This window comes from Pseudomonas sp. Z1-14, from assembly GCF_051132005.1.
In the GTDB taxonomy this organism is placed as follows: domain Bacteria; phylum Pseudomonadota; class Gammaproteobacteria; order Pseudomonadales; family Pseudomonadaceae; genus Aquipseudomonas.
Genome location: NZ_CP071646.1, coordinates 4778875 through 4798434 on the forward strand (window position 1 = coordinate 4778875; position 19560 = coordinate 4798434).

Genomic DNA, 19560 nt, shown 5'->3' on the forward strand with positions numbered 1-19560 from the left:
TCAACTCCTTATAGCGGTCCGAGGACCAGGGTAATGACAGTCAGGACACAGACGTACAGGGCACAGTCGAACAAGGCTTCATGCCAGATCCAGCGCCCGACCGGCAACAGGCCGAGCAACAGGCGCAGCGCCCCGGTTGCCAGCAAGGCCAGGACCACATAAATCAGGAACGGGCTGAGCAGCACCCCGCCAATCGACCATTCACGCAAGCCCATGGCTATGTTTCCCTTCTTCGGATTCGTGCTGGCGGCACCAGGCGCGCCAGCTGTTTTGCAATTGCACCACCGCGCCTTGGGCGAGCTTCAGCGCATCGCTGGACGGTTGCTGCGACAGCACCCGCAGATATGCGTCGCTTGCCTGGGCCAAAGCCTCGGCCTGATCCCCGCCGGGGCCGCGTTCCAGCGCCTGTTCCAGCGTTTCGAAATATTCGCGCTGGGCTGGGCTGTCGGGTATCTGGGCGACGGCCAGGCTCAGGCGCAGATGCAGCAACTCATCACCGACGTCCAGGCCCAGCAAGCCGTCGTCCCAACGGCTGCGCGCCGGCACCGGCAGCTCGGGATAATGCCGCGCCAGTTGCAACAGCCGGTCAGCCATGCGGCCACCGAACCAGCTTTCAGCACCACGCAGATTGCGATGGGTCAGCCTGACCAGATCCTCCAGCGTCGCGGCCAGCAGCCGACGGCTATGCCAGGCCGGGTTGCGCAGGATCAGCAGCTTGAACGCCAGCACCGCCGCGCCGACGCCGATCATCATTGCCTGGGCGTTGTTGAAAAATGCCGAAACGTCGTACTTCATCGCATTGAGCGGCGAGACCAGCACCACAAAGTGCAGGCAGAACGAGGTGGCCGTGGCGTAGAGCGGCGGCTTGGCCATGCACAGCGCCCCCAGGAACAACGGCACGCCCATGGCCATGCACAGCATGGCGAAACTGCTCCATTGCGGCAGGAAAATCTCGCCAATGACAAACGCCGTCGGCACTGCGAGGAAAATACCCCGCAGGAAACTCATGCCGATCTGCGCACCGTTTTCGCGGCTGGCAAACAGGCTGCACACCACGCACGTGAGCAACAGCGCACCGGATGCGGCGGGCCAGGCGGTGGCCAGCCAGAAACAGGCTACCGTCAGGAATGCCAGGGCGCTGCGGGCGCCGAATACCATGGCCAGAGACAGATCACGGTGCGACGCCAGCGTGCGCGGCGGATCGGCGGCGGCCCTGCCCTCCTGCACGGCCGCGAGCGCGGCACAGGCAGCCAGGGCGGTATCGAGCAACAAGGCGAAACGAGCCAGGCAGTAACTTTGCGCCGAGCTGACCCGCAGGTCATGAGAGGCATCCAGAACCCGAGGCCGCAGGGCCTGGAGCGTCGCGCTGTCTTCAGCGAGCGCCTGCTGCACCTCGTCCATCCACGGCTGGAGCGCTTCGGCTTCCTGAGGTTCGAGTTGTTTCCACTGCCGACGCACCGAACGGGAAATACGCAACAGCATCAGCAGTTTCTGGCTCAAGCCGCTGATGGCCCGGGCGCGCTGGCGGCCCAGGCTACCTTCGAACCAGGCGTGTTCGCGCTGGGCATCCACCGCAACGATCTTGCCGAGGATTTCGAGCAAGCCTTTGCGCGCCTGGGCATCGCCGGCCAACGTTGCACGCGCCGCCTGCATGCCGCTCTGCCAGGCGGCACGGGCCTGATCCGCCAGTTGTCGTTCGACCCGCAACGGCCAGAGCAAGGCACTGGCCGCCGTGGCGCAGGTGATGCCCAGGCTGATCTCGGTGCACCGCGCCACGGCCTGATCGAAAACCCCAAGTGGATGGGAAAGGGCCGGCAAGGCAATGATCGCCACCGTGTAGCCAGCCAGCACGAAAGAATACGACCAGGCGCTGCGCAACAGCGTCGAACAGCCCGTGCACACACCCAGCCACAGCGCCAGCGCCAGCAAGAACAACCACGGTGCCTGGGCGAACAATCCCATGAACACCACCGACATGATCGTCCCCACCAAAGTACCGACCAAACGCGCCAGGCCCTTCTGTACCACCATGCCGGACAGCGGCTGGGCGACGATGAACGCCGTCATCAATGCCCACGACGGCTGCTCCAGGCCCCAGCGCAACGCCAGCCACAACGCCAGGCCGCCGCCGAGCACGGTTTTGATGGCGAACTGCACGGCGAGGCGGTCAGGGGCGAACAAGGCCTGGAAGGTGATGGGCACGCGGAAAACTCTTCTGGGACTGTAGTAATGAACGTAATAACGATAGATCGCGCGAACAGCGACGCAATTATTAGCTAGCTACCTATTCGAGTCCAGAGCAGATTATTGATGGATCTGACAAACACTCTTGCGGTTTCGTGGCCCATAAAAAAACGCCAGCAGGCTGGCGTTTTTTTGCGTCACAGGCAGGTGTCAGCTGGCACGCGCCTGGTTACGCAGTGCCTTGACCTGGTCGTGGTTGCGTTGCACGCCGTGGTACTGACGCTCAACCAGGTCACGAATACCTACCAGGTTGTGCTTGTTGATCTTCTCGATGGCTTCCTTGTAAGCCTTGAGTGCATGGTCTTCGCCGCGTTCGGCTTCGTTGAGGACCGCTTCTTCATCCTTGCCGGTAAACATCGATTTTACGTCTACCCAACGACGGTGCAGGTCGCCAGCGACGCTGGTGGAGGTTTCCGGATCGCCGCCCAACGAACGCACAGCGGCTTGCAGCTCGGCCGCGGCAGTTGCGCAATCGGCCGCGCGTTTAACGAACAGGGCCTTGAGTTCTGGATGCTTGATGTCTTCAGCGCAGGTCTTGAATCCTTCCTGGCCATCCTTGCTGGTCTCGATCAGGTCGTTCAAGACAGAGATGGATTCTTTATTGATGTCAGTCATTTTTCAGTTCCTTTGCTTGGTGAATAAAAACCTGCAAGGAATATTGCATTGGCCGTGCCAGCCAAAAACAACAATAAAAATACTTTAAATTCAACAAGTTACAAAATACCCAAAAATCTGTATCCGCGTTATTTGCATGATCTGTCATTTGGCCTGCATGCAGAATGCCTGTATTTTGCCGATGGTTCCTATCAAGACAAATCGCCATGAATCCGCAAAAGCTTGAACTGCTGGTGACGCGCCAGATGCCCTTCGGCAAATACAAGGGCCGAATCCTCGCCGACCTGCCGGGCCAGTACCTGAACTGGTTTGCCCGGGAGGGTTTTCCCCACGGAGAACTGGGCGCTTTGCTGGCGCTGATGCAGGAGATCGACCACAACGGTCTGTCGGACCTGCTGGATCCGCTGCGCGCCAAACACGGCCTGCCCAAACCACGCCATTGACCGACTGAATCCGCCCATGCCCGAAAACACCCTGCGCGCCCATGATGAAGCTTTCTGGCAGACCTTCGTCGACCGCTACGACGTCGAGCCCGAGGGCCCGCTCAACCTGGAAAACGGCTACTTCGGGCGGATGTCCCGTACCGTGGTCGAGGAGTACCAGCGCAACATCGAATTCGTCAATCGCGGCAACTCGGTGTACGTACGTCAGCATTTCGACCGGGAACATGGCGAAGCGATTCGCCGCCAAGTGGCGCAACTGATTCACGTCCCCTCCTCTACCGTGGCGCTGGCCACCAGCGCGGTGGACGCCCTGCAGACGCTGATTCGCAATTACAACGGCCTCAAGCCTGGCGACCAGGTGCTGATAAGCGACGTCGAGTACGAGTCAGTCAAGAGCGCGATGCGCTGGCTGGCTCGCCAGCGAGGGGCGCAGATCATCGAACTGGTGCACCCGCATCCCGCCAGTTTCGAAAGCCTGGTGGGCACCTATCGGGAAACCTTCATTCGCTACCCGCGCCTGAAGCTGATGGCGCTGACTTACGTCAACCACCTGACCGGCCTCGTCATGCCGGTCAAGGCGATTGCCGAGGCGGCGCGGGAGTTCGATGTCGACATCATTCTCGACGGCGCGCACGCCCTGGGTCAGATCGAGTTCAATCTGAAGAAACTGGGTATCCAGTTTGCCGGTTTCAACTTGCAGAAGTGGATTGGCGGCCCGCTGGCCCTGGGCTTTCTCTATATCGCTCCAGAGCGGCTGGTCGACATCGATCCGGACATGGACGAAGCCAATTACCCCGCCACCGATGTGCGCTCACGCACACCCCACAGCACGCCCAACATCCCTGCCCTGCTGACGCTGCCATTGGTCTTTGAAGAACACCGCACCCTGGGCGGCGCGTCGGCCAAAGGTGCCCGACTCTGCCACTTGCGGGACCTGTGGGTGAACGCGGTGCGGGATGTGCCCGGCATTGAAGTCATGACTCCGGACGACCGGCGGCTCTATTGCGGCATCACCTCGATGCGCTTCACCGCCCAGCCCGATCAGCAAGTCATGGCCGATCGGCTGCTCAAGGAATATGAAATCTTTACCGTGGTGCGCAAGACCAGCGTCGGCCCGTGCATCCGCATCACGCCGGGGTTGATTACCTTGGCACGGGATATCGAGCGATTGACCCAGGCGCTTATCCACCTGAGCAACACATAACCCGTGGCGAGGGAGCTTGCTCCCGCTGGGCTGCGCAGCAGCCCCTTGAACTATCACCTCGGTGAATCAGACCAATCTCGTTCGTGCTGATTGGGGCTGTTTCACAGCCCAGCGGGAGCAAGCTCCCTCGCCACGGGGATGCGCAGTGAAACAACAGGCAAAAAAAAACGGTGCGCCGACCAAGCGCACCGTAAAGCCGTAGAACACCCAACGAAGTTCGGTAAGACAATCAGTCCAGCAGCGCCAGGGCCTCGGCGGTGCACTCCTGAATGCGGGCCCAGTCGCCGTTCTTGATCCACTCCGGATCCAGCATCCAGCTGCCGCCCACGCACATCACGTTTTTCAACGCCATGTAGCTCTTGATATTGGCCGGACTGACGCCGCCAGTCGGGCAGAATTTCACTTCGCCGAAGGGGCCGCCCAGGGCCTTGATGGCAGCCACGCCACCGCTGACTTCCGCCGGGAACAACTTGAAGCGGCGATAACCCAGCCCGTAGCCTTCCATGATGCCCGAGGCATTGCTGATTCCCGGCAACAACGGAATCGGGCTCTGGACGCTAGCCTCCAGCAAGTCGCGGGTAATACCCGGCGTCACGATGAATTGCGAACCGGCGGCCTCGGCGGCGGCCAGCATATGGCGATCGAGCACCGTGCCGGCGCCGGTCACCAGTTCCGGACGCTGCTCGCGCAGCACCTGGATGGCCTTGAGGCCGTATTGCGAGCGCAAGGTCACTTCCAGCGCCGTCAGGCCACCGGCGGCCAGTGCATCGGCCAGCGGCAGGATGTCCTGCTCACGGGCAATAGTGATCACCGGCAAGATCCGCGCCTTGGCGCAGAGGCTGTCGATCAGCGTTACTTTGTCCGCCATGGAAACGGTCGGGGATGGGTTTGTCATAGCGGCTGATCCTTGGTTCATGGGCACCAGTAAATCTCTAACGTAGGTTGCAAAAACGCGCGGATCGGCATTTCGGCGACGTTGTCACCGGCCGCCGCGGCGTTCAGGGTGGTCAACTTCGATTGACCGGAAATCGACAGCACCTTGTGCCTGGCCGAGGCCAGCAATGCGCGGCTCATGGTCAGGCGCTGGTGCGGGACGGTTGGCGCGAGCATCGGCCAGCAACGGCGAGCGCCCTTTTCATCCAGGGCCTCGGCCAGGTTCGGGCTGTCGGGAAACAGCGAGGCGGTATGCCCGTCGTCCCCCATGCCCAGTACCAGCACATCAATCGGCGGCAGCTCGGCCAACAGACGATCCGCCTGTTCGGCCGCAGCCTCCAGGTTGGCGCTGGCGCTGTACAGGCTCAAGAACTGCGCCTTGGCCGCCGCGCCCTGGAGCAGGTAACGCTTGAGCAGACCGGCATTGCTGTCGGCGTGTTCTACCGGCACCCAGCGCTCATCGGCCAGGCTCACCACCACCTTCGACCAGTCCAGCGTCTGCTTGGACAGGTTCTGGAAAAATGCCACCGGGCTGCGACCGCCAGACACCACCAAAGTCGCCGCACCGCGAGCATCGATCGCCGCGCGCAACTGCTGCGCCACGTTCAGCGCGAGGTTTTCCGCCAGCAGCACCGGGCTCTTGAACTCAAGGGCCGCGACGCCCTCGGGCAGTTTCAATTCAGATATCGCCATACCATGACCTCCCGTCCCGCGTGATCAGTGCGATGGAGCTCATCGGCCCCCATGACCCGGCGGCATACGGCTTGGGCGCATCGCCGGACTTCTTCCAGCCGGCAATCAGCTGGTCGCACCACGTCCACGCGGCTTCGATTTCATCTTTACGGACAAACAGGTTCTGATTGCCATTCATGACTTCCAGCAACAACCGCTCGTAGGCATCGGGAATCCGCGCGCTGCGATAGGTGTCGGAGAAGTTCAGTTGCAGCGGACCGCTGCGCAATTGCATGCCCTTGTCCAGGCCTTGCTCCTTGGTCATCACCCGCAAGGAAATGCCTTCGTCCGGTTGCAGGCGGATGATCAGTTTGTTGCTGATCTGCAGACGCTGCTCGGGGGCGAAGATGTAGTGGGACGGTTCCTTGAAGTGAATCACGATCTGCGACAGCTTCTGCGGCATGCGCTTGCCGGTACGCAGGTAGAACGGAACACCGGCCCAGCGCCAGTTGCGAATGTCGGCACGCAGGGCGACGAACGTCTCGGTGTCGCTCTGGGTATTGGAATTGGGTTCTTCCAGGTATCCGGGGACGGCCTTGCCTTCACTGTGGCCGGCGATGTACTGGCCGCGCACCACTTGTGTCGTCAAGCCTTCCGGGCTGATCGGTGCGAGGGCCTTGAGCACCTTGACCTTCTCGTCACGGATGCTGTCGGCCGACAGGTCGGCCGGCGGGTCCATGGCGATCAGGCACAGCAACTGGAGCAAGTGGTTCTGGATCATGTCGCGCAGTTGCCCGGCCTTGTCGAAATAGCCCCAGCGGCCTTCGATGCCGACCTTCTCGGCCACGGTGATTTCCACGTGGGAGATGTAATTCTGGTTCCACTGGGTTTCGAACAGGCTGTTGGCGAAACGCAACGCGATCAGGTTCTGGACCGTTTCCTTGCCCAGGTAATGGTCGATGCGGTAAGTGCGGTTCTCCGGGAAGAACTGCGCCACGGCGTCATTGACCTTGCGCGACGATTCCAGGTCCGAGCCGATGGGTTTTTCCAATACGACGCGGGTGTTCTCGCTCAAGCCGACTTTCGCCAGGTTCTCGCAGATCGCGCCGTAGACCGCCGCCGGCGTGGCGAAATAGGCGATGACTTGCTGCTGGGCCTGGCCGACCTGCTCGGCAAGCGCGACGTAATCGTCAGCCTTGAGAAAATCCACATGCAGATACGTCAGCCGCGCCAGGAAGCGCTCGATCACGGTTTCGTCGAGGTCTTTTTCGCCCACATAGCGACGCAGCTCGGTCGCGATGAACGTCAGGTGCTGCTGTTCGCTGCCAGGTTCGCGGGCCAGCGCGAAGATTCGCGTGTCCTCATGCAACAGGCCGGCACCGTCGAGCTGATAAAGGGCAGGAAACAGCTTGCGCAACGCCAGGTCGCCCAACGCGCCGAACAAGGCAAAGGTGCACGGTTCAACCGTAATCGAATGCATGATGTTTGTTCTTTTATCAAGTTAAACTACAAATACCTTTTTTCAAGGTATCACTCAAGGAAAAATGTAGTAATAACTACAACATTTTTCGAAAATACCGATTCCGAGTGGTGGTCCGTCGGAGCCATCAGTAGGATAGGCCACCGCCAAGGGTCGTATCAAAGACCCGTTTCTCTAGGAATCTTGTATGGACCGCGTTCGAAATCTACTGGAGCAGATCCAGAGTCGCCTGGAAGACCTGAACAAGGCCGAGCGCAAGGTGGCCGAGGTGATCCTGCTCAACCCGCAGCAGGCGACCCGCTTCAGCATCGCCGCCCTCGCCCAGGCCGCTTCGGTCAGCGAACCGACCGTCAACCGCTTCTGCCGCTCGTTCGGCGTCAGCGGCTATCCGGAACTCAAGCTGCAACTGGCCCAGAGCCTGGCCAGCGGCGCGGCCTATGTCAGCCGTGCGGTCGAGGCCGATGACAATCCGGAAGCCTATACCCGCAAAATCTTTGGCAGTGCCATCGCTTCATTGGACAGCGCCTGCCAGGCCCTTGATCCAAATTTGATCAGTCGCGCCGTGGATCTGCTGATCCAGGCCCGCCAGATTCACTTCTTCGGCCTCGGCGCCTCGGCCCCCGTGGCGCTGGATGCCCAGCACAAGTTTTTCCGCTTCAACCTGGCGGTGACCGCCCATGCCGATGTGCTGATGCAGCGCATGATCGCCTCGGTGGCCCATACCGGCGAGCTGTTCGTGATCATCTCTTACACCGGGCGTACCCGCGAACTGGTGGAAGTGGCGCGCATCGCCCGGGAAAACGGCGCATCGGTGCTCGGCCTGACCGCCGAGGGCTCGCCGCTGGCCAAGGCGAGCACCTTGAGCCTGAACATCCCTTTGCCGGAAGACACCGACATCTACATGCCGATGACGTCGCGGATCATCCAGCTCACCGTGCTCGATGTGCTCGCCACCGGCATGACCCTGCGCCGGGGCGTGGATTTCCAACCGCATTTGCGCAAGATCAAGGAAAGCCTGAATGCCAGCCGGTATCCGGTTGGGGATGAGTTCAACTGATTCGGTCCAGAGCCTTCGGTGTCTGATAGTCAGCCATCGCGAGCAAGCTCGCTCCCACAGGGTTTTTGTGAACACCAAAGATCTAGTGTGGGAGCGAGCTTGCTCGCGATGGGGCCAGCCACCACACCCGAGATCCAGCGCTAAGCCCCCACCCGCGCCTGCAAACTCAAATGCGCCCGCTCACCCGGCGCCAGGCACAGGCTCCCGGTACCGCCGCTGGCCGCTTCGACGCAGACGAATTCACTCACTTCATCCCAGCTCACACCCAACAGTGGCCGTGCGCCGGGATGCCACACAACCGTATCGGCGCTGTCGCCGGTGTCGATGCGCAGCTCGCGTTGCCAGGCGTGATCCTTGAGCTGCAATTCGCCCTCATGCTGGAATACTCGCTGGCAGCCACCCTCCACCCGTAACTCGCCCTCCTGCTGGCAAACCGCCCGGTTCAACTGGTCGTAACCCTGGGCGCCGTCGAGGCCAGACAGCGCTACCTCACCAACGTCACCAATGCGCCAATAGGCGTGCAAGGCCTGGCTCAACTGGCAGGGCAGGCTGTCCTGATGTTCGGTGCTCAAGCGCAGTTCCATGCGCTCACCCAGGTCGGCATGCAGGTCCACCTGCCAGTCACACAATTGCAATTGCCAATGCAGGTGGACGCCCTTTTCGTCGCTGCTGCTGTCGAGCAATTTCCAGTCGATCAATCGCGCCCAACCATGGGAGGGCCAGGCGTTTTCACTTGGATGACGGCCATACCATGGCCAACACACCGGCACCCCGCCGCGAATCGCCCCGACTTGCGGCCATCTGGCTGCGCACCACAACCACGGCTTCTGCCCGCGCGGCTGGAAGTGCAGCAACTGCGCGCCCTGGCGACTGAACACCGCCTGGCACAACGGGTGGTCGATCACCAACACATCGCGCTGCTGATAGCGCTCCCACGCAAACACCGGACGCTCGCGCAAGGATCTGAAAAAGCGTTGTAGTGGATGCTCATGCATGATGGGTCGCGGTCCTGGAAATCATTCGATATTCAACTGCGTACGACGCGTTTTTTTGTGGCGAGGGAGCTTGCTCCCGCTCGGCTGCGAAGCAGTCGTAAACAAGGCAAACGCGATCTGGCTGAAGTAGCGCAGTGAAGGGCTTTGGGGTCGCTTCGCAACCCAGCGGGAGCAAGCTCCCTCGCCACGGGTTCCGCGCGCAACCAAACGCCCCCCGCAAAAAAAAGCGGACAGCCTTGGCCGTCCGCAAATATGCGCACATAGAGAGGAGCTTATCGCAACAGCGTTAGAACACCGACTGAATTTTCAGGCCGGCCACCAGCGCGTTGTCGACTTCATCAACACCACCCGGGTGAGTCACGTATTGCAGGTTCGGACGCACGGTCAGCCAGTTGGTGACATGGAAGCCGTAGTTGATTTCGTAGTTGTACTCGGTGCTACGCAACGGCGCGAACAGTGGATCGTCGTAGTCGCTGACGCCATTGGCGGCGTTGGTCAGCTCGGCGTTTTTCTTGACGTCCTCGTTGACATGGATACGGGCGAAACCGATACCGACGTCGTCCTTCGGACGCGCATCGAACGGCCCCTTGTACACGAACATCAGCGACTGGTAGTTGTCGACGACGTTGGTGTCCTTGTCGTGGACAGTAGCGTTGGCCGCGATGTTCAGGCCGCGGGAAGCATCGCCATTGTGAGTGGTGAGCTGCTGCTGCACGACGAGCCAGTAGCCATGTTTGCTGCTGTGGCTACGATAGGCGTTGCGGGTAGTCGCGGCGTCATCGCCATTGATGTCTTCGCGAACATCGTCAGCCTTGGCCGTGCTCTTGTAGTAACCGACGCGGTATTCGCCCGGCAGGTTATTGAGCTTCGGCGACCAGACCAACTCGACCGGAATCAGAGTGCCCTTGGTGCCGCTGCCGCTGAGCTTGTAGCGGTTGTTGTTTTCCAGTTGCGAAGGGTTCTGGTTGTAGGCACCGATTTGCGCATAGAGCTCAGGCGTGAGGTTGTATTTAACCCGGATCGCCGCCTGCATGATCGGCCAGTTGTACCAGATGCCGGTCGCCCAGTTACCCGCTTGCGAACCGCAGAACGCCAGGTTCTGGAACTCGCACGGGAAGGTGTTGAAGTCTTCGCCTTCACCGAAGTAACCGGCTTTGACATCCAGCTTGCTGTCGAAGTACTTCTGCTTGATCCACAACTGGGTCAGACGGGTAGTCTGCCCACGGCCCCAGACTTCCTGGGAGGAACTGAGGGTGCCGGCACGTGGATCACCGATACGGTCGTTGGAGATGTTGCGACCGTCCCGGCGAGTGAATTGAATCTTGGCTTCGGTATCGTTCCAGCCTGCCAGTTTCTCCAGGTCAAGAGCTACGCCCAGGCCAAACTGCTGGGACCAGCGCGCGGTCTTGTCATCGTTGTAGCCGCCGTCGAGGTTGGCACCCATTTCACCGACGAAATCCGCCTTGATATCGATACCTTGCTCGATCAGCTTGGTCCGTTCACCGCCCCAGTCGCCCGTCATCCACTTCGAGTCGGCGCTGAACGCGTCGGCTGCGTGTGCGCTACCGGCCAGCATCATCGCCGCAACGGCTGACAACTGGCAGATAAGCTGGGCATTGTTCTTCTTCTTCATCCCTACATCCTCGTCTTTATTGTTATTAACTGTTTTTATCTAACGCGGTTTACAACGATTGCGATGAATGTCCCCACCCATCGCATACTCCTTTTGTGTGGAAGCAGGCTTGCTGCCCCCACATTTGTTCATCAGCGGCCTTTGAACTGCGCCACGTTGTCGGCTCGGGCCTCCATCGACGGTTGCGCGGCCACGCCCAGGCGCTCGCCGGACTTGGCATCGAACAGCAGCACTTTCGATGGATCGAATTGCAACGTCAGGGTTTCTCCCGGCGACGGCGCCACGTCCGGTGCCAGTCGGCAGCAGACCTTGGTGTCGTTGAGATTGACGAACACCAGGGTGTCCGGACCGGTGGGCTCGGTGACCTGGACTTCGGCGCGTATGGTCGGCAGGCCGTTCGGCTCGTTGCCCGCCAACACGATCTGTTCCGGACGCAGACCAAGGATCACTTCGCGATCCTCCAGGCCGGCGTCCTGCATGCCCAGCGGCAGCTCGCAACGGGCCTGGCCGCTGTCGAGCAGGGCCAGCAGGCGACCGTCCTTGCGTTGCAGGCGCAGCGGGATGAAGTTCATCGGCGGCGAACCGATGAAACTCGCCACGAACAGGTTGGCCGGGTTGTTGTAGATGTCCTTCGGCGTGCCGAACTGCTGGATGATCCCATCCTTCATCACGGCGACCTTATCGCCCAGGGTCATGGCCTCGATCTGGTCGTGGGTCACGTAGACCGTGGTGGTCTTCAGGCGCTGGTGCATCAGTTTCATTTCGGTGCGCATCTCGACGCGCAGCTTGGCGTCGAGGTTGGACAGCGGCTCGTCGAACAGGTAGATCTTCGGCCGCCGCGCCAGGGCCCGGCCCATCGCGACGCGCTGTTGCTGCCCGCCGGAGAGCTGGCCGGGCTTGCGGTTGAGCAAGTGCTCGATCTGCAACAGCTTGGCCACCCGCGCCACTTCTTCGTTGATGTCCGCCTGTTTCATCTTGCGGATCTTCAGGCCGAACTCGATGTTCTCGCGCACGCTCATGGTCGGGTACAGCGCATAGGACTGGAACACCATGGCGATGTCGCGATCCTTGGGACTCATGCCGCTGACGTCCTGGTCGCCGATCATGATCGCGCCACCGGTGATGGTCTCGAGGCCGGCGATGCAGTTCATCAGGGTCGATTTGCCGCAGCCCGAAGGACCGACCAGGATCAGGAATTCACCTTCCTTGATCGACAGCTGAATGTCCTTCAAGGTGTCGGGCAGGCCCGCGCCGTAGGTCTTGTTTACATTGCGAAGTTCAAGCGTAGCCATGATTACCCCTTGACCGCGCCAGCCGTGAGGCCGCGCACGAAATACTTGCCTGCGATTACATAGACCAGCAGGGTCGGCAGCCCGGCGATCATCGCCGCCGCCATGTCCACGTTATATTCCTTGGCCCCGGTGCTGGTGTTGACCAGGTTGTTCAGCGCCACCGTGATGGGCTGGGAGTCACCGCTGGAGAACACCACGCCGAATAGGAAGTCGTTCCAGATCTGGGTGAACTGCCAGATCAGGCAGACCATGATGATCGGCGTCGACATCGGCAGGATGATCCGCCGGAAGATCGTGAAGAACCCGGCACCGTCGAGGCGCGCGGCCTTCACCAGCGCGTCGGGGATGCTCACGTAGTAATTGCGGAAGAACAGCGTGGTGAACGCCAGGCCGTAGACGACATGGACAAACACCAGGCCGGTGGTGGTGCTGGCCAGGCCCATCTTGCCGAGGGTGAACGAGGCCGGCAGCAGCACGGTCTGGAACGGCAGGAAGCAGCCGAACAGCAACAAGCCGAAGAACAACTGCGACCCACGGAAGCGCCACATCGACAGCACATAGCCGTTCAACGCGCCGATGGCGGTGGAAATCAGCACGGCCGGCACGGTGATCTTGATCGAGTTCCAGAAGTACCCGTTGACCGTGCCCCAGGCCTTGACCCAGCCGATGCCGCTGACCACGGTCGGCCAGCTCAACAGGTTACCGGTACTGATGTCTTCCGGCGTCTTGAAGCTGGTCAACAGCATGACCACCAACGGCACCAGGTAAAGCAACACGGCAAGGATCAGCACCGCATAGATCGCGATACGGCTCAGGCTGATGGCAGGTTTCGCAGCGAGACTAGTCATGACGCTTGGCCCTCAGCTCGGAATACAGGTAAGGCACGATGATCGCGAGGATCGCACCGAGCATCAGGATTGCACTGGCCGAGCCCATGCCCATCTGGCCGCGACTGAACGTAAAGGAGTACATGAACATGGCAGGCAGGTCGGAGGAATACCCCGGACCGCCAGCTGTCATCGCCGCCACCAGGTCGAAACTCTTGATCGCGATATGCGCCAGGATCATCACGGCACTGAAGAACACTGGACGCAGGCTTGGCAGCACCACTTTCCAGTAGATGCGCGGCATGCTCGCGCCATCGATCTGCGCGGCACGGATGATCGATTGATCAACGCCCCGCAGGCCGGCCAGGAACATCGCCATGATGAAACCCGAGGCCTGCCAGACCGCAGCGATCACCAGGCAGTACACTACGCGATCGGGGTCGATCAGCCAGTCCAGGCGGAAGCCTTCCCAGCCCCAGTCACGCAACAATTTATCCAGGCCCATGCCCGGGTTGAGCAGCCATTTCCAGGCGGTACCGGTGACGATCATCGAGAGCGCCATCGGGTACAGGTAAATGGTGCGGATGAAACCTTCGCGGCGAATACGCTGGTCAAGGAACACCGCCAGCAGCACGCCGATCACCAGGGTGATACCAATGAACATGCCACCAAAGACTGCCAGGTTCTTGCTCGCCACCCACCAGCGGTCGTTGTCCCAAAGCCGTGCGTATTGCGCCAGGCCGGCCCATTTATAGGTAGGCAGGAAGGTCGATGTGGTGAACGACAGGACGAACGTCCACAAGATGTAGCCATAGAAGCCCACCAGGACGATGAACATGCTCGGCGCCAGCACCAGTTTTGGTAGCCAGCGCTGCAATGCATCGAACGGCGAGGCCTTGCTGAACACAGCAACAGAACTCATGGGGAAATCCAAAAACTAGGTTACAAGGGCCTCCCTTTGTGGGAGCGAGCTTGCTCGCGATGGCAGTGTGTCAGTTCACTTATTTGCTGCCTGACACTCCGCTATCGCGAGCAAGCTCGCTCCCACAAGGGACCGCGGCGCTAATTACTTCGCAGACTGAACCGCTGCGCCAAGCTTCTTGGCGGCATCGGCCGGGTCGGCTTTCGGGTCGTTGATGTAGTTGGTCACGACGTCGAAGAACGCGCCCTGCACCGCCAGCGTGGTCGCCATGTTGTGCGCCATGCTTGGTTGCAGGCCGCCGCTCTTGGCATCTGCCAGGAAGTCCTTGGCGGCGGTCTGGGCGCACGAGTCGAAACCGTACTTGGCCATGTCGCCCAGCATGTCGTTACGCACCGGGATCGAGCCTTTGTTGATGCTGAAGACTTTCTGGAAGTTCTCGCCCAGCACGACCTTGGCGATATCCTGCTGACCCGCCGCCGTGCCCTTGTCTTTCTGCTTGAACACCGCCAAAGAGTCGATGTTGTAGGTGAAAGCCTTGTCGGTGCCAGGGAAGGCTACACACTCGTAGTCCTTGCCGGCGACCTTCTTGGCCGCTGTCCACTCGCTCTTGGCCCAGTCACCCATGATCTGCATGCCGGCCTTGCCATTGATGACCTTGGCCGCTTCCAGGTTCCAGTCCTGGCCCTTGCCATCGGGATCCATGTAGGTCGCGACCTTTTTCAGCTCGGTCAGCGCCTTGACCATTTCCGGACCGGTCAGCGCCTTGTTGTCCAGGTCGACCAGGGCTTTCTTGTAGCCATCGACGCCCATCACCGAAAGCACCACCGCTTCGAACACGGTGCTGTCCTGCCATGGCTGGCCGCCGTGGGCCAGGGGAATGAAGCCCGCGGCCTTGAGCTTGTCACCGGCAGCGTAGAATTCTTCGAGGGTGGTCGGGTTCTTGGTGATGCCGGCTTTCTTGAAGACTTCCGGGTTGATCCACAGCCAGTTGACGCGGTGGATGTTCACCGGCACGGCGACGTAATCACCTTCGTACTTCACGGTGTCGGAGACTTTCTTGTCGAGCAGGCTGTCCCACTTCTCCGCTTTGGCAACGTCTTCCAGGATGTCGGTATCAAGCAGGCCGGTGGACGCCCATTCCTGGATGTCCGGACCTTTGATCTGGGCTACGCCCGGTGGGTTACCGGCCACGGCGCGGCTCTTGAGCACGGTCATGGCGGTGGAACCGCCGCCGCCGGCGACAGCGCCGTCCTTCCAGGTAAAGCCGTCTTTTTCTACCTGGGCCTTGAGCACATCGACCGCGGCTTTTTCACCACCCGACGTCCACCAGTGGACGACTTCCACGGAACCTTTCGATTCGGCGGCCAGGGCGCTGACGGGGAATGCTGCGACGGGAAGCAAGGAAGCAAGAGAAATGACAGTAGCGAGGCGAGAAATCGCATTCATCTAGAAGTACCTTTCTTGTTGTTATGCATGCAAGTCTGGTGCTTGCGCTGCATGGATTCTAATCAGGGGCAATCCCTTCGCAGGTAACGAAGGGACGCGTGTATGTCACGACATGGTTACACAGGTGCAGGATCGGATAATCGCGCCAAGGCCGACGCCATGCTCGGCGCCAATGGCAAGCGTGGTATCAGCACCGCTTGCCAGGCGTGATAAAGATCCGGTTTGCCCGGCCAGATGTCGGCGCTGGGGCGGTTCTGCGGGTCCAGCTCGTGATGCCAGCTGCCGTTGCAGCGGTCGATGAAATGTTTGTCACAAAATTCCCAGAAACGCCGGTACCAGACTTCGTATTGGGCCTCGTCGGTACGTTTGAGCAAGGCACTGGCCGCCGCTGCCGCTTCGGCGTGCACCCAGTGCAGGCGATGGCGAACCACGGCGCGATTGCCCCAGTCCAGCGTGTAGACGATTCCCGGCGCGCCATCGATGTCCCAGCCATGGCGGCAATTCTGATCGAAAAGTTTCTGCGCATCCTGGGCCAGCCAGCCCGGTGTCAGCATGCCGATCTGCACGCGCGCGGCTTCCAGATGCAGCAGCAGCCGCGCCCATTCGAAACCATGACCGGGCGTGGTGCCGTAGGGACGGAAGCCATCGGCGGGATTGTCCTGGTTGTACTCGCGCAGCGGTTGCCAGTCGCGGTCGAAATGCTCCACCACCATATAATCGTTGGCGGCCGCATGACCATGGATGACCCGCTCGACGATACGCAGCGCGCGGGCCAACCAGCGCGGGTCATCCGTGGCGTCGGCCAGGGCCAGGAAGGCTTCGGTGGCGTGCATGTTGCTGTTGGCGCCGCGATAGGCTTCCTCCTCGCTCCAGTCGCGGTTGAAGGATTCGCGCAGGGCACCCTCTTCTTCACACCAGAAATGCTCGTCGATAACCCGCACCGCTTCCTTGAGCAATGCCTCGGCGCCGGGGCGTTGCGCGACTACCGCGGAGCTGGCGGCCAAGGCCACGAAAGCATGCAGGTAAGCGGCCTTGCCGGTGTCGCTGGCATCGGGATCGGCCATGGCGAACCAGCCGCCATGTTCGGCATCGCGCAGCGCGCCGCCGAGGGCCTGGACGCCATGATCCACCAGCTCGGCGAACCCCGGCAGGCCCTGGATGTGGGCCATGGCGAAGCTGTGGGTCATGCGTGCGGTGTTCATGGTCTCGGCCCGCGCACCGGCCGGCAGGCGACCCAGCTCGTCCAGGTTGCCGAAACCGTCCGGCAGCTTCGAAGCCTTGGCGAACGCCAGCAGCCGCAAACCTTCGGCGGCGAGCCACTGCTGATGGGCAGGCGCATTCAGCCAACTGCTGAACGCCGGTTGGAAGGTGTCCATCGAGATACCTTTTTTGTTGTTTTGACGCAGGGAGTCTAAACAAGGCGGGATGGGTGGCAGGTAACGAAAGGGGCGAGTTATGTCACCGGCTTGTGACATTTACTGAGAGAAGGGTTGGATTGACTGGCGTCTTCGCGAGCAGGCTCGCTCCCACAGGGGCGCTCAATGAGGTCAAATGTGGGAGCGAGCCTGCTCGCGAAGAACGATGACGCGGTGCCGCTAATCCACACTGCGAGGCAACTGCAACGTCACCCGCAACCCGCCCTCGCGCAGGTTCTGCAGGCTCACCTCGCCGCCATGGCTGTGGGCGATGTTGCGCGCGATGCCCAGCCCCAGGCCATATCCCTGCTGCTGCCCGGCCAGGCGAAAGTGCGGTTCGAAGACCTGTTCGAGGCGTTGTTCCGGTACGCCCGGGCCTTCATCGTCAACGTGCAGGATGAAGGCGTTTTCATCATCGTCGATGTGCAAGTGGGCCCTCTGCCCGTATTTCAAGGCGTTGTCGATCAGGTTGCCGATGCAGCGCTTGAGGGCCAGCGGTTTGCCCGGGTACGGTGCCAACGCCCGGCCATCCTGGGTCACCCGGCCGTTGCCGTGGGGCGCCAGGTAAGGCTCCACCAGGCAATCGAGCACATGATTGAGGTCGACCGGCTCGATGTTCTCGTGAATATCCGTGTCCTTGACGCATTGCAGCGCGCCCTTGACCAGCAGCTCCAGCTCGTCGAGGTCGCGGCCAAACTTGGCCTGCAGATTTTCATCCTCGAGCAACTCGACCCGCAGCCGCAGGCGGGTGATCGGCGTGCGCAGGTCATGGGAAATCGCGCTGAACAACTGGCTGCGCTCGGTCAGGTAGCGGCTGATACGCTCGCGCATGGCATTGAACGCACGCCCCACCTCCACCACTTCGCTGCCGCCGCCCTCGGCCACGGGCTGCACTTCCGCGCCCAGGGACATGTCCCGCGCGGCACGGGCCAAGCGCTTGAGCGGCCGGCTCTGCCAATGCACCAGCAAGCCGATGAACAACAGCAACAGGCTACTGGTGAGCACGATGAAGCCCACCTGCTGCTTGGGCAGGTCCTGCTCTTCAAGACTGGTATAGGGTTCGGGCAGCAGCGAGGCGATGTACAGCCATTCGCCCGGCGCCATCTGGATCTGCGTGACCAGTACCGGCGGGTTCACCGGCTCGAGCGTCAGGGCGTAGTGAGCCCACGAACGGGGCAATTCATCAAGCTTGAGCCCGCCGTTGAAGATCCGCAGGTCTTCGGGGCTGACAAACTTGACGGAGATGTCGGCGTTATTGCCCAGGGAGCGGCGCAGCACATCGTCCACGGCCTTGAGCACCGCCAGTTTGCGCGGCGTGACCGGCAGCACATCCATGCCCAGCGGCTTGTCATTGAGCGTAACGACAAACCGCGTGCCGCCCATGCTGCGCAACTGGTCCAGCACCAACGGCCGATAGGCCACCGGCAGCGAACGCAGGTAGGTCACGGTGGCGGTCATCGAGTGAGCCAGGCTGCGGGCGCTGGTGACCAGGCCTTCGAGCTGCGTGGCGCGCAGTTGCGAAACCCAGATCAGGCTCGACAGCGTCTGGGCGAACAGCACCACCAGCAGCGTCAGCAGCAGCATCCGTCCGAGCAACGAGCGCGGCACGGGCACCCGTCGGGCAATCTTGCGGATTCCCTCAATGACCATTGCTGGCAACCACACTGGCCGCCAGTTGATAACCGCTGCCGCGCACCGTGCGGATCAATCGGGGCGGCTTGTCGGTGTCGCGCAGGCGCTGGCGCAAGCGACTCACCGCCATGTCGACAATCCGGTCCAGCGGCATCAATTCACGCCCCCGGGTGGCGTTGCCGATGGTGTCGCGGTCGAGGATTTCCTGTGGATGATCGAGGAACAGCTTGAGCAAGGCAAAATCGGCACCCGACAGGATCACCTCTTCGCCATCGGCATGGAACAGCCGGTGGCTGACCATGTCCAGCCGCCACTCATCGAAGGCCAGCACTTCGCCGCCGGATCGCTCCTGGCCGAACTGCGCCCGTCGCAGCAAGGCCTTGATGCGCGCCTGCAATTCGCGAGGACTGAACGGCTTGCCCAGGTAATCATCCGCCCCCAGCTCCAGGCCGATGACCCGATCGGCCTCGTCGGAACTGGCGGTGAGCATGATGATCGGCACATGGGCCTGGCGCGGATGCTGGCGAACCCAGCGGCAAAGGCTGAAGCCGTCCTCGTCGGGCAGCATCACGTCGAGGATCACCAGGTCGCTCGGCGCCTCGTTGAGGGCCTGGCGAAACCCGGCGCCATCGGGGGTGGTACGCACCTGGAAACCCGCGCGACTGAGGTAAGTGTCCAGCAGTTCGCGAATCTCCTGGTCGTCGTCGACCAGCAAAATCGATTTGTTCACTGAACTCACGGGGCCTCGTC

The 19560-nt window shown here is 61.3% G+C and carries 18 protein-coding genes; 3 read left to right on the forward strand and 15 right to left on the reverse strand.

Features of this window, described 5'->3' with window-relative positions:
* Positions 1-8 precede the first annotated feature (8 nt).
* From J3P89_RS22085 to J3P89_RS22095, 3 genes are all read right to left on the reverse strand, one after another.
* Entirely contained in the window at positions 9-215 is a 207-nt protein-coding gene (locus J3P89_RS22085) for a DUF1656 domain-containing protein (RefSeq protein WP_249873604.1), read from the reverse strand.
* Positions 202-2202, reverse strand: a complete 2001-nt coding sequence (locus J3P89_RS22090; protein ID WP_434695650.1) for an FUSC family protein — start codon at positions 2200-2202, stop codon at positions 202-204. The genes J3P89_RS22085 and J3P89_RS22090 overlap by 14 nt, the downstream gene beginning before the upstream one ends.
* Positions 2203-2394: 192 nt before the next feature.
* On the reverse strand, positions 2395-2859 hold the full coding sequence (locus J3P89_RS22095) for a PA2169 family four-helix-bundle protein (protein ID WP_186709209.1): 465 nt from the start codon (positions 2857-2859) through the stop codon (positions 2395-2397).
* A 206-nt stretch (positions 2860-3065) separates the two neighbouring features.
* Here J3P89_RS22095 and J3P89_RS22100 point away from each other — a divergent pair, with 206 nt between their 5' ends.
* A complete protein-coding gene (locus J3P89_RS22100) occupies positions 3066-3302 on the forward strand; it encodes a DUF3820 family protein (RefSeq protein WP_305496320.1) in 237 nt (78 codons plus the stop codon).
* A 16-nt stretch (positions 3303-3318) separates the two neighbouring features.
* A complete protein-coding gene (locus J3P89_RS22105; RefSeq protein WP_434695651.1) occupies positions 3319-4506 on the forward strand; it encodes an aminotransferase class V-fold PLP-dependent enzyme in 1188 nt (395 codons plus the stop codon).
* A 229-nt stretch (positions 4507-4735) separates the two neighbouring features.
* Here J3P89_RS22105 and J3P89_RS22110 read toward each other — a convergent pair whose 3' ends face one another.
* The 3 genes from J3P89_RS22110 to zwf are packed head-to-tail and all read right to left on the reverse strand — an operon-like array spanning position 4736 to position 7591.
* Positions 4736-5401 carry a bifunctional 4-hydroxy-2-oxoglutarate aldolase/2-dehydro-3-deoxy-phosphogluconate aldolase gene (locus J3P89_RS22110; protein WP_283556083.1) on the reverse strand — a complete coding sequence of 222 codons (666 nt, stop codon included), beginning with the start codon at positions 5399-5401 and terminating at the stop codon, positions 4736-4738.
* Positions 5402-5418: 17 nt separating this feature from the next.
* On the reverse strand, positions 5419-6132 hold the full coding sequence (gene pgl, locus J3P89_RS22115) for a 6-phosphogluconolactonase (protein WP_434695652.1): 714 nt from the start codon (positions 6130-6132) through the stop codon (positions 5419-5421).
* Positions 6119-7591 carry a glucose-6-phosphate dehydrogenase gene (gene zwf / locus J3P89_RS22120; RefSeq protein ID WP_305496323.1) on the reverse strand — a complete coding sequence of 491 codons (1473 nt, stop codon included), beginning with the start codon at positions 7589-7591 and terminating at the stop codon, positions 6119-6121. The genes pgl and zwf overlap by 14 nt, the downstream gene beginning before the upstream one ends.
* A gap of 187 nt (positions 7592-7778) precedes the next feature.
* On the opposite strand from zwf, the gene J3P89_RS22125 reads away from it, so the two are divergent.
* Entirely contained in the window at positions 7779-8648 is an 870-nt protein-coding gene (locus J3P89_RS22125) for a MurR/RpiR family transcriptional regulator (protein WP_025212249.1), read from the forward strand.
* Between the two features lie 140 nt (positions 8649-8788).
* Here the strand turns inward: J3P89_RS22125 and J3P89_RS22130 are convergent, their stop codons facing one another.
* The 9 genes from J3P89_RS22130 to J3P89_RS22170 form a co-directional block, all read right to left on the reverse strand.
* Positions 8789-9643, reverse strand: coding sequence for a D-hexose-6-phosphate mutarotase (locus tag J3P89_RS22130; protein ID WP_434695653.1), 855 nt, complete (start codon positions 9641-9643; stop codon positions 8789-8791).
* 286 nt (positions 9644-9929) lie between these two features.
* Positions 9930-11276 (reverse strand): carbohydrate porin, encoded by a 1347-nt coding sequence (locus tag J3P89_RS22135; protein WP_434695654.1) that lies wholly within the window; start codon positions 11274-11276, stop codon positions 9930-9932.
* A 131-nt stretch (positions 11277-11407) separates the two neighbouring features.
* Positions 11408-12568 carry an ABC transporter ATP-binding protein gene (locus J3P89_RS22140; RefSeq protein WP_434569579.1) on the reverse strand — a complete coding sequence of 387 codons (1161 nt, stop codon included), beginning with the start codon at positions 12566-12568 and terminating at the stop codon, positions 11408-11410.
* A 2-nt stretch (positions 12569-12570) separates the two neighbouring features.
* The gene (locus tag J3P89_RS22145; protein ID WP_305496327.1) at positions 12571-13416 is read right to left on the reverse strand and encodes a carbohydrate ABC transporter permease; all 846 of its coding nucleotides are present in this window, start codon (positions 13414-13416) and stop codon (positions 12571-12573) included.
* A complete protein-coding gene (locus tag J3P89_RS22150) occupies positions 13409-14317 on the reverse strand; it encodes a carbohydrate ABC transporter permease (RefSeq protein ID WP_030139360.1) in 909 nt (302 codons plus the stop codon). The genes J3P89_RS22145 and J3P89_RS22150 overlap by 8 nt, the downstream gene beginning before the upstream one ends.
* Before the next feature lie 144 nt (positions 14318-14461).
* Positions 14462-15763 (reverse strand): ABC transporter substrate-binding protein, encoded by a 1302-nt coding sequence (locus tag J3P89_RS22155; protein ID WP_434653473.1) that lies wholly within the window; start codon positions 15761-15763, stop codon positions 14462-14464.
* A gap of 116 nt (positions 15764-15879) precedes the next feature.
* Entirely contained in the window at positions 15880-17139 is a 1260-nt protein-coding gene (locus J3P89_RS22160) for an AGE family epimerase/isomerase (protein WP_434695655.1), read from the reverse strand.
* 219 nt (positions 17140-17358) lie between these two features.
* Positions 17359-18828, reverse strand: a complete 1470-nt coding sequence (locus J3P89_RS22165) for an ATP-binding protein (RefSeq protein ID WP_434625656.1) — start codon at positions 18826-18828, stop codon at positions 17359-17361.
* Positions 18818-19549 (reverse strand): response regulator, encoded by a 732-nt coding sequence (locus tag J3P89_RS22170; RefSeq protein ID WP_042730801.1) that lies wholly within the window; start codon positions 19547-19549, stop codon positions 18818-18820. The genes J3P89_RS22165 and J3P89_RS22170 overlap by 11 nt, the downstream gene beginning before the upstream one ends.
* Positions 19550-19560 lie beyond the last annotated feature (11 nt).

What these genes read in the sequence shown, in the direction of transcription:
- J3P89_RS22085 (WP_249873604.1), bottom strand. Translation starts at nt 215, where the DNA reads ATGGGCTTGCGTGAATGGTCGATTGGCGGGGTGCTGCTCAGCCCGTTC.
- J3P89_RS22095 (WP_186709209.1), bottom strand. Translation starts at nt 2,859, where the DNA reads ATGACTGACATCAATAAAGAATCCATCTCTGTCTTGAACGACCTGATC.
- J3P89_RS22100 (WP_305496320.1), top strand. Translation starts at nt 3,066, where the DNA reads ATGAATCCGCAAAAGCTTGAACTGCTGGTGACGCGCCAGATGCCCTTC.
- J3P89_RS22105 (WP_434695651.1), top strand. Translation starts at nt 3,319, where the DNA reads ATGCCCGAAAACACCCTGCGCGCCCATGATGAAGCTTTCTGGCAGACC.
- J3P89_RS22110 (WP_283556083.1), bottom strand. Translation starts at nt 5,401, where the DNA reads ATGACAAACCCATCCCCGACCGTTTCCATGGCGGACAAAGTAACGCTG.
- pgl (WP_434695652.1), bottom strand. Translation starts at nt 6,132, where the DNA reads ATGGCGATATCTGAATTGAAACTGCCCGAGGGCGTCGCGGCCCTTGAG.
- zwf (WP_305496323.1), bottom strand. Translation starts at nt 7,591, where the DNA reads ATGCATTCGATTACGGTTGAACCGTGCACCTTTGCCTTGTTCGGCGCG.
- J3P89_RS22125 (WP_025212249.1), top strand. Translation starts at nt 7,779, where the DNA reads ATGGACCGCGTTCGAAATCTACTGGAGCAGATCCAGAGTCGCCTGGAA.
- J3P89_RS22130 (WP_434695653.1), bottom strand. Translation starts at nt 9,643, where the DNA reads ATGCATGAGCATCCACTACAACGCTTTTTCAGATCCTTGCGCGAGCGT.
- J3P89_RS22135 (WP_434695654.1), bottom strand. Translation starts at nt 11,276, where the DNA reads ATGAAGAAGAAGAACAATGCCCAGCTTATCTGCCAGTTGTCAGCCGTT.
- J3P89_RS22140 (WP_434569579.1), bottom strand. Translation starts at nt 12,568, where the DNA reads ATGGCTACGCTTGAACTTCGCAATGTAAACAAGACCTACGGCGCGGGC.
- J3P89_RS22145 (WP_305496327.1), bottom strand. Translation starts at nt 13,416, where the DNA reads ATGACTAGTCTCGCTGCGAAACCTGCCATCAGCCTGAGCCGTATCGCG.
- J3P89_RS22150 (WP_030139360.1), bottom strand. Translation starts at nt 14,317, where the DNA reads ATGAGTTCTGTTGCTGTGTTCAGCAAGGCCTCGCCGTTCGATGCATTG.
- J3P89_RS22155 (WP_434653473.1), bottom strand. Translation starts at nt 15,763, where the DNA reads ATGAATGCGATTTCTCGCCTCGCTACTGTCATTTCTCTTGCTTCCTTG.
- J3P89_RS22160 (WP_434695655.1), bottom strand. Translation starts at nt 17,139, where the DNA reads ATGGACACCTTCCAACCGGCGTTCAGCAGTTGGCTGAATGCGCCTGCC.
- J3P89_RS22165 (WP_434625656.1), bottom strand. Translation starts at nt 18,828, where the DNA reads ATGGTCATTGAGGGAATCCGCAAGATTGCCCGACGGGTGCCCGTGCCG.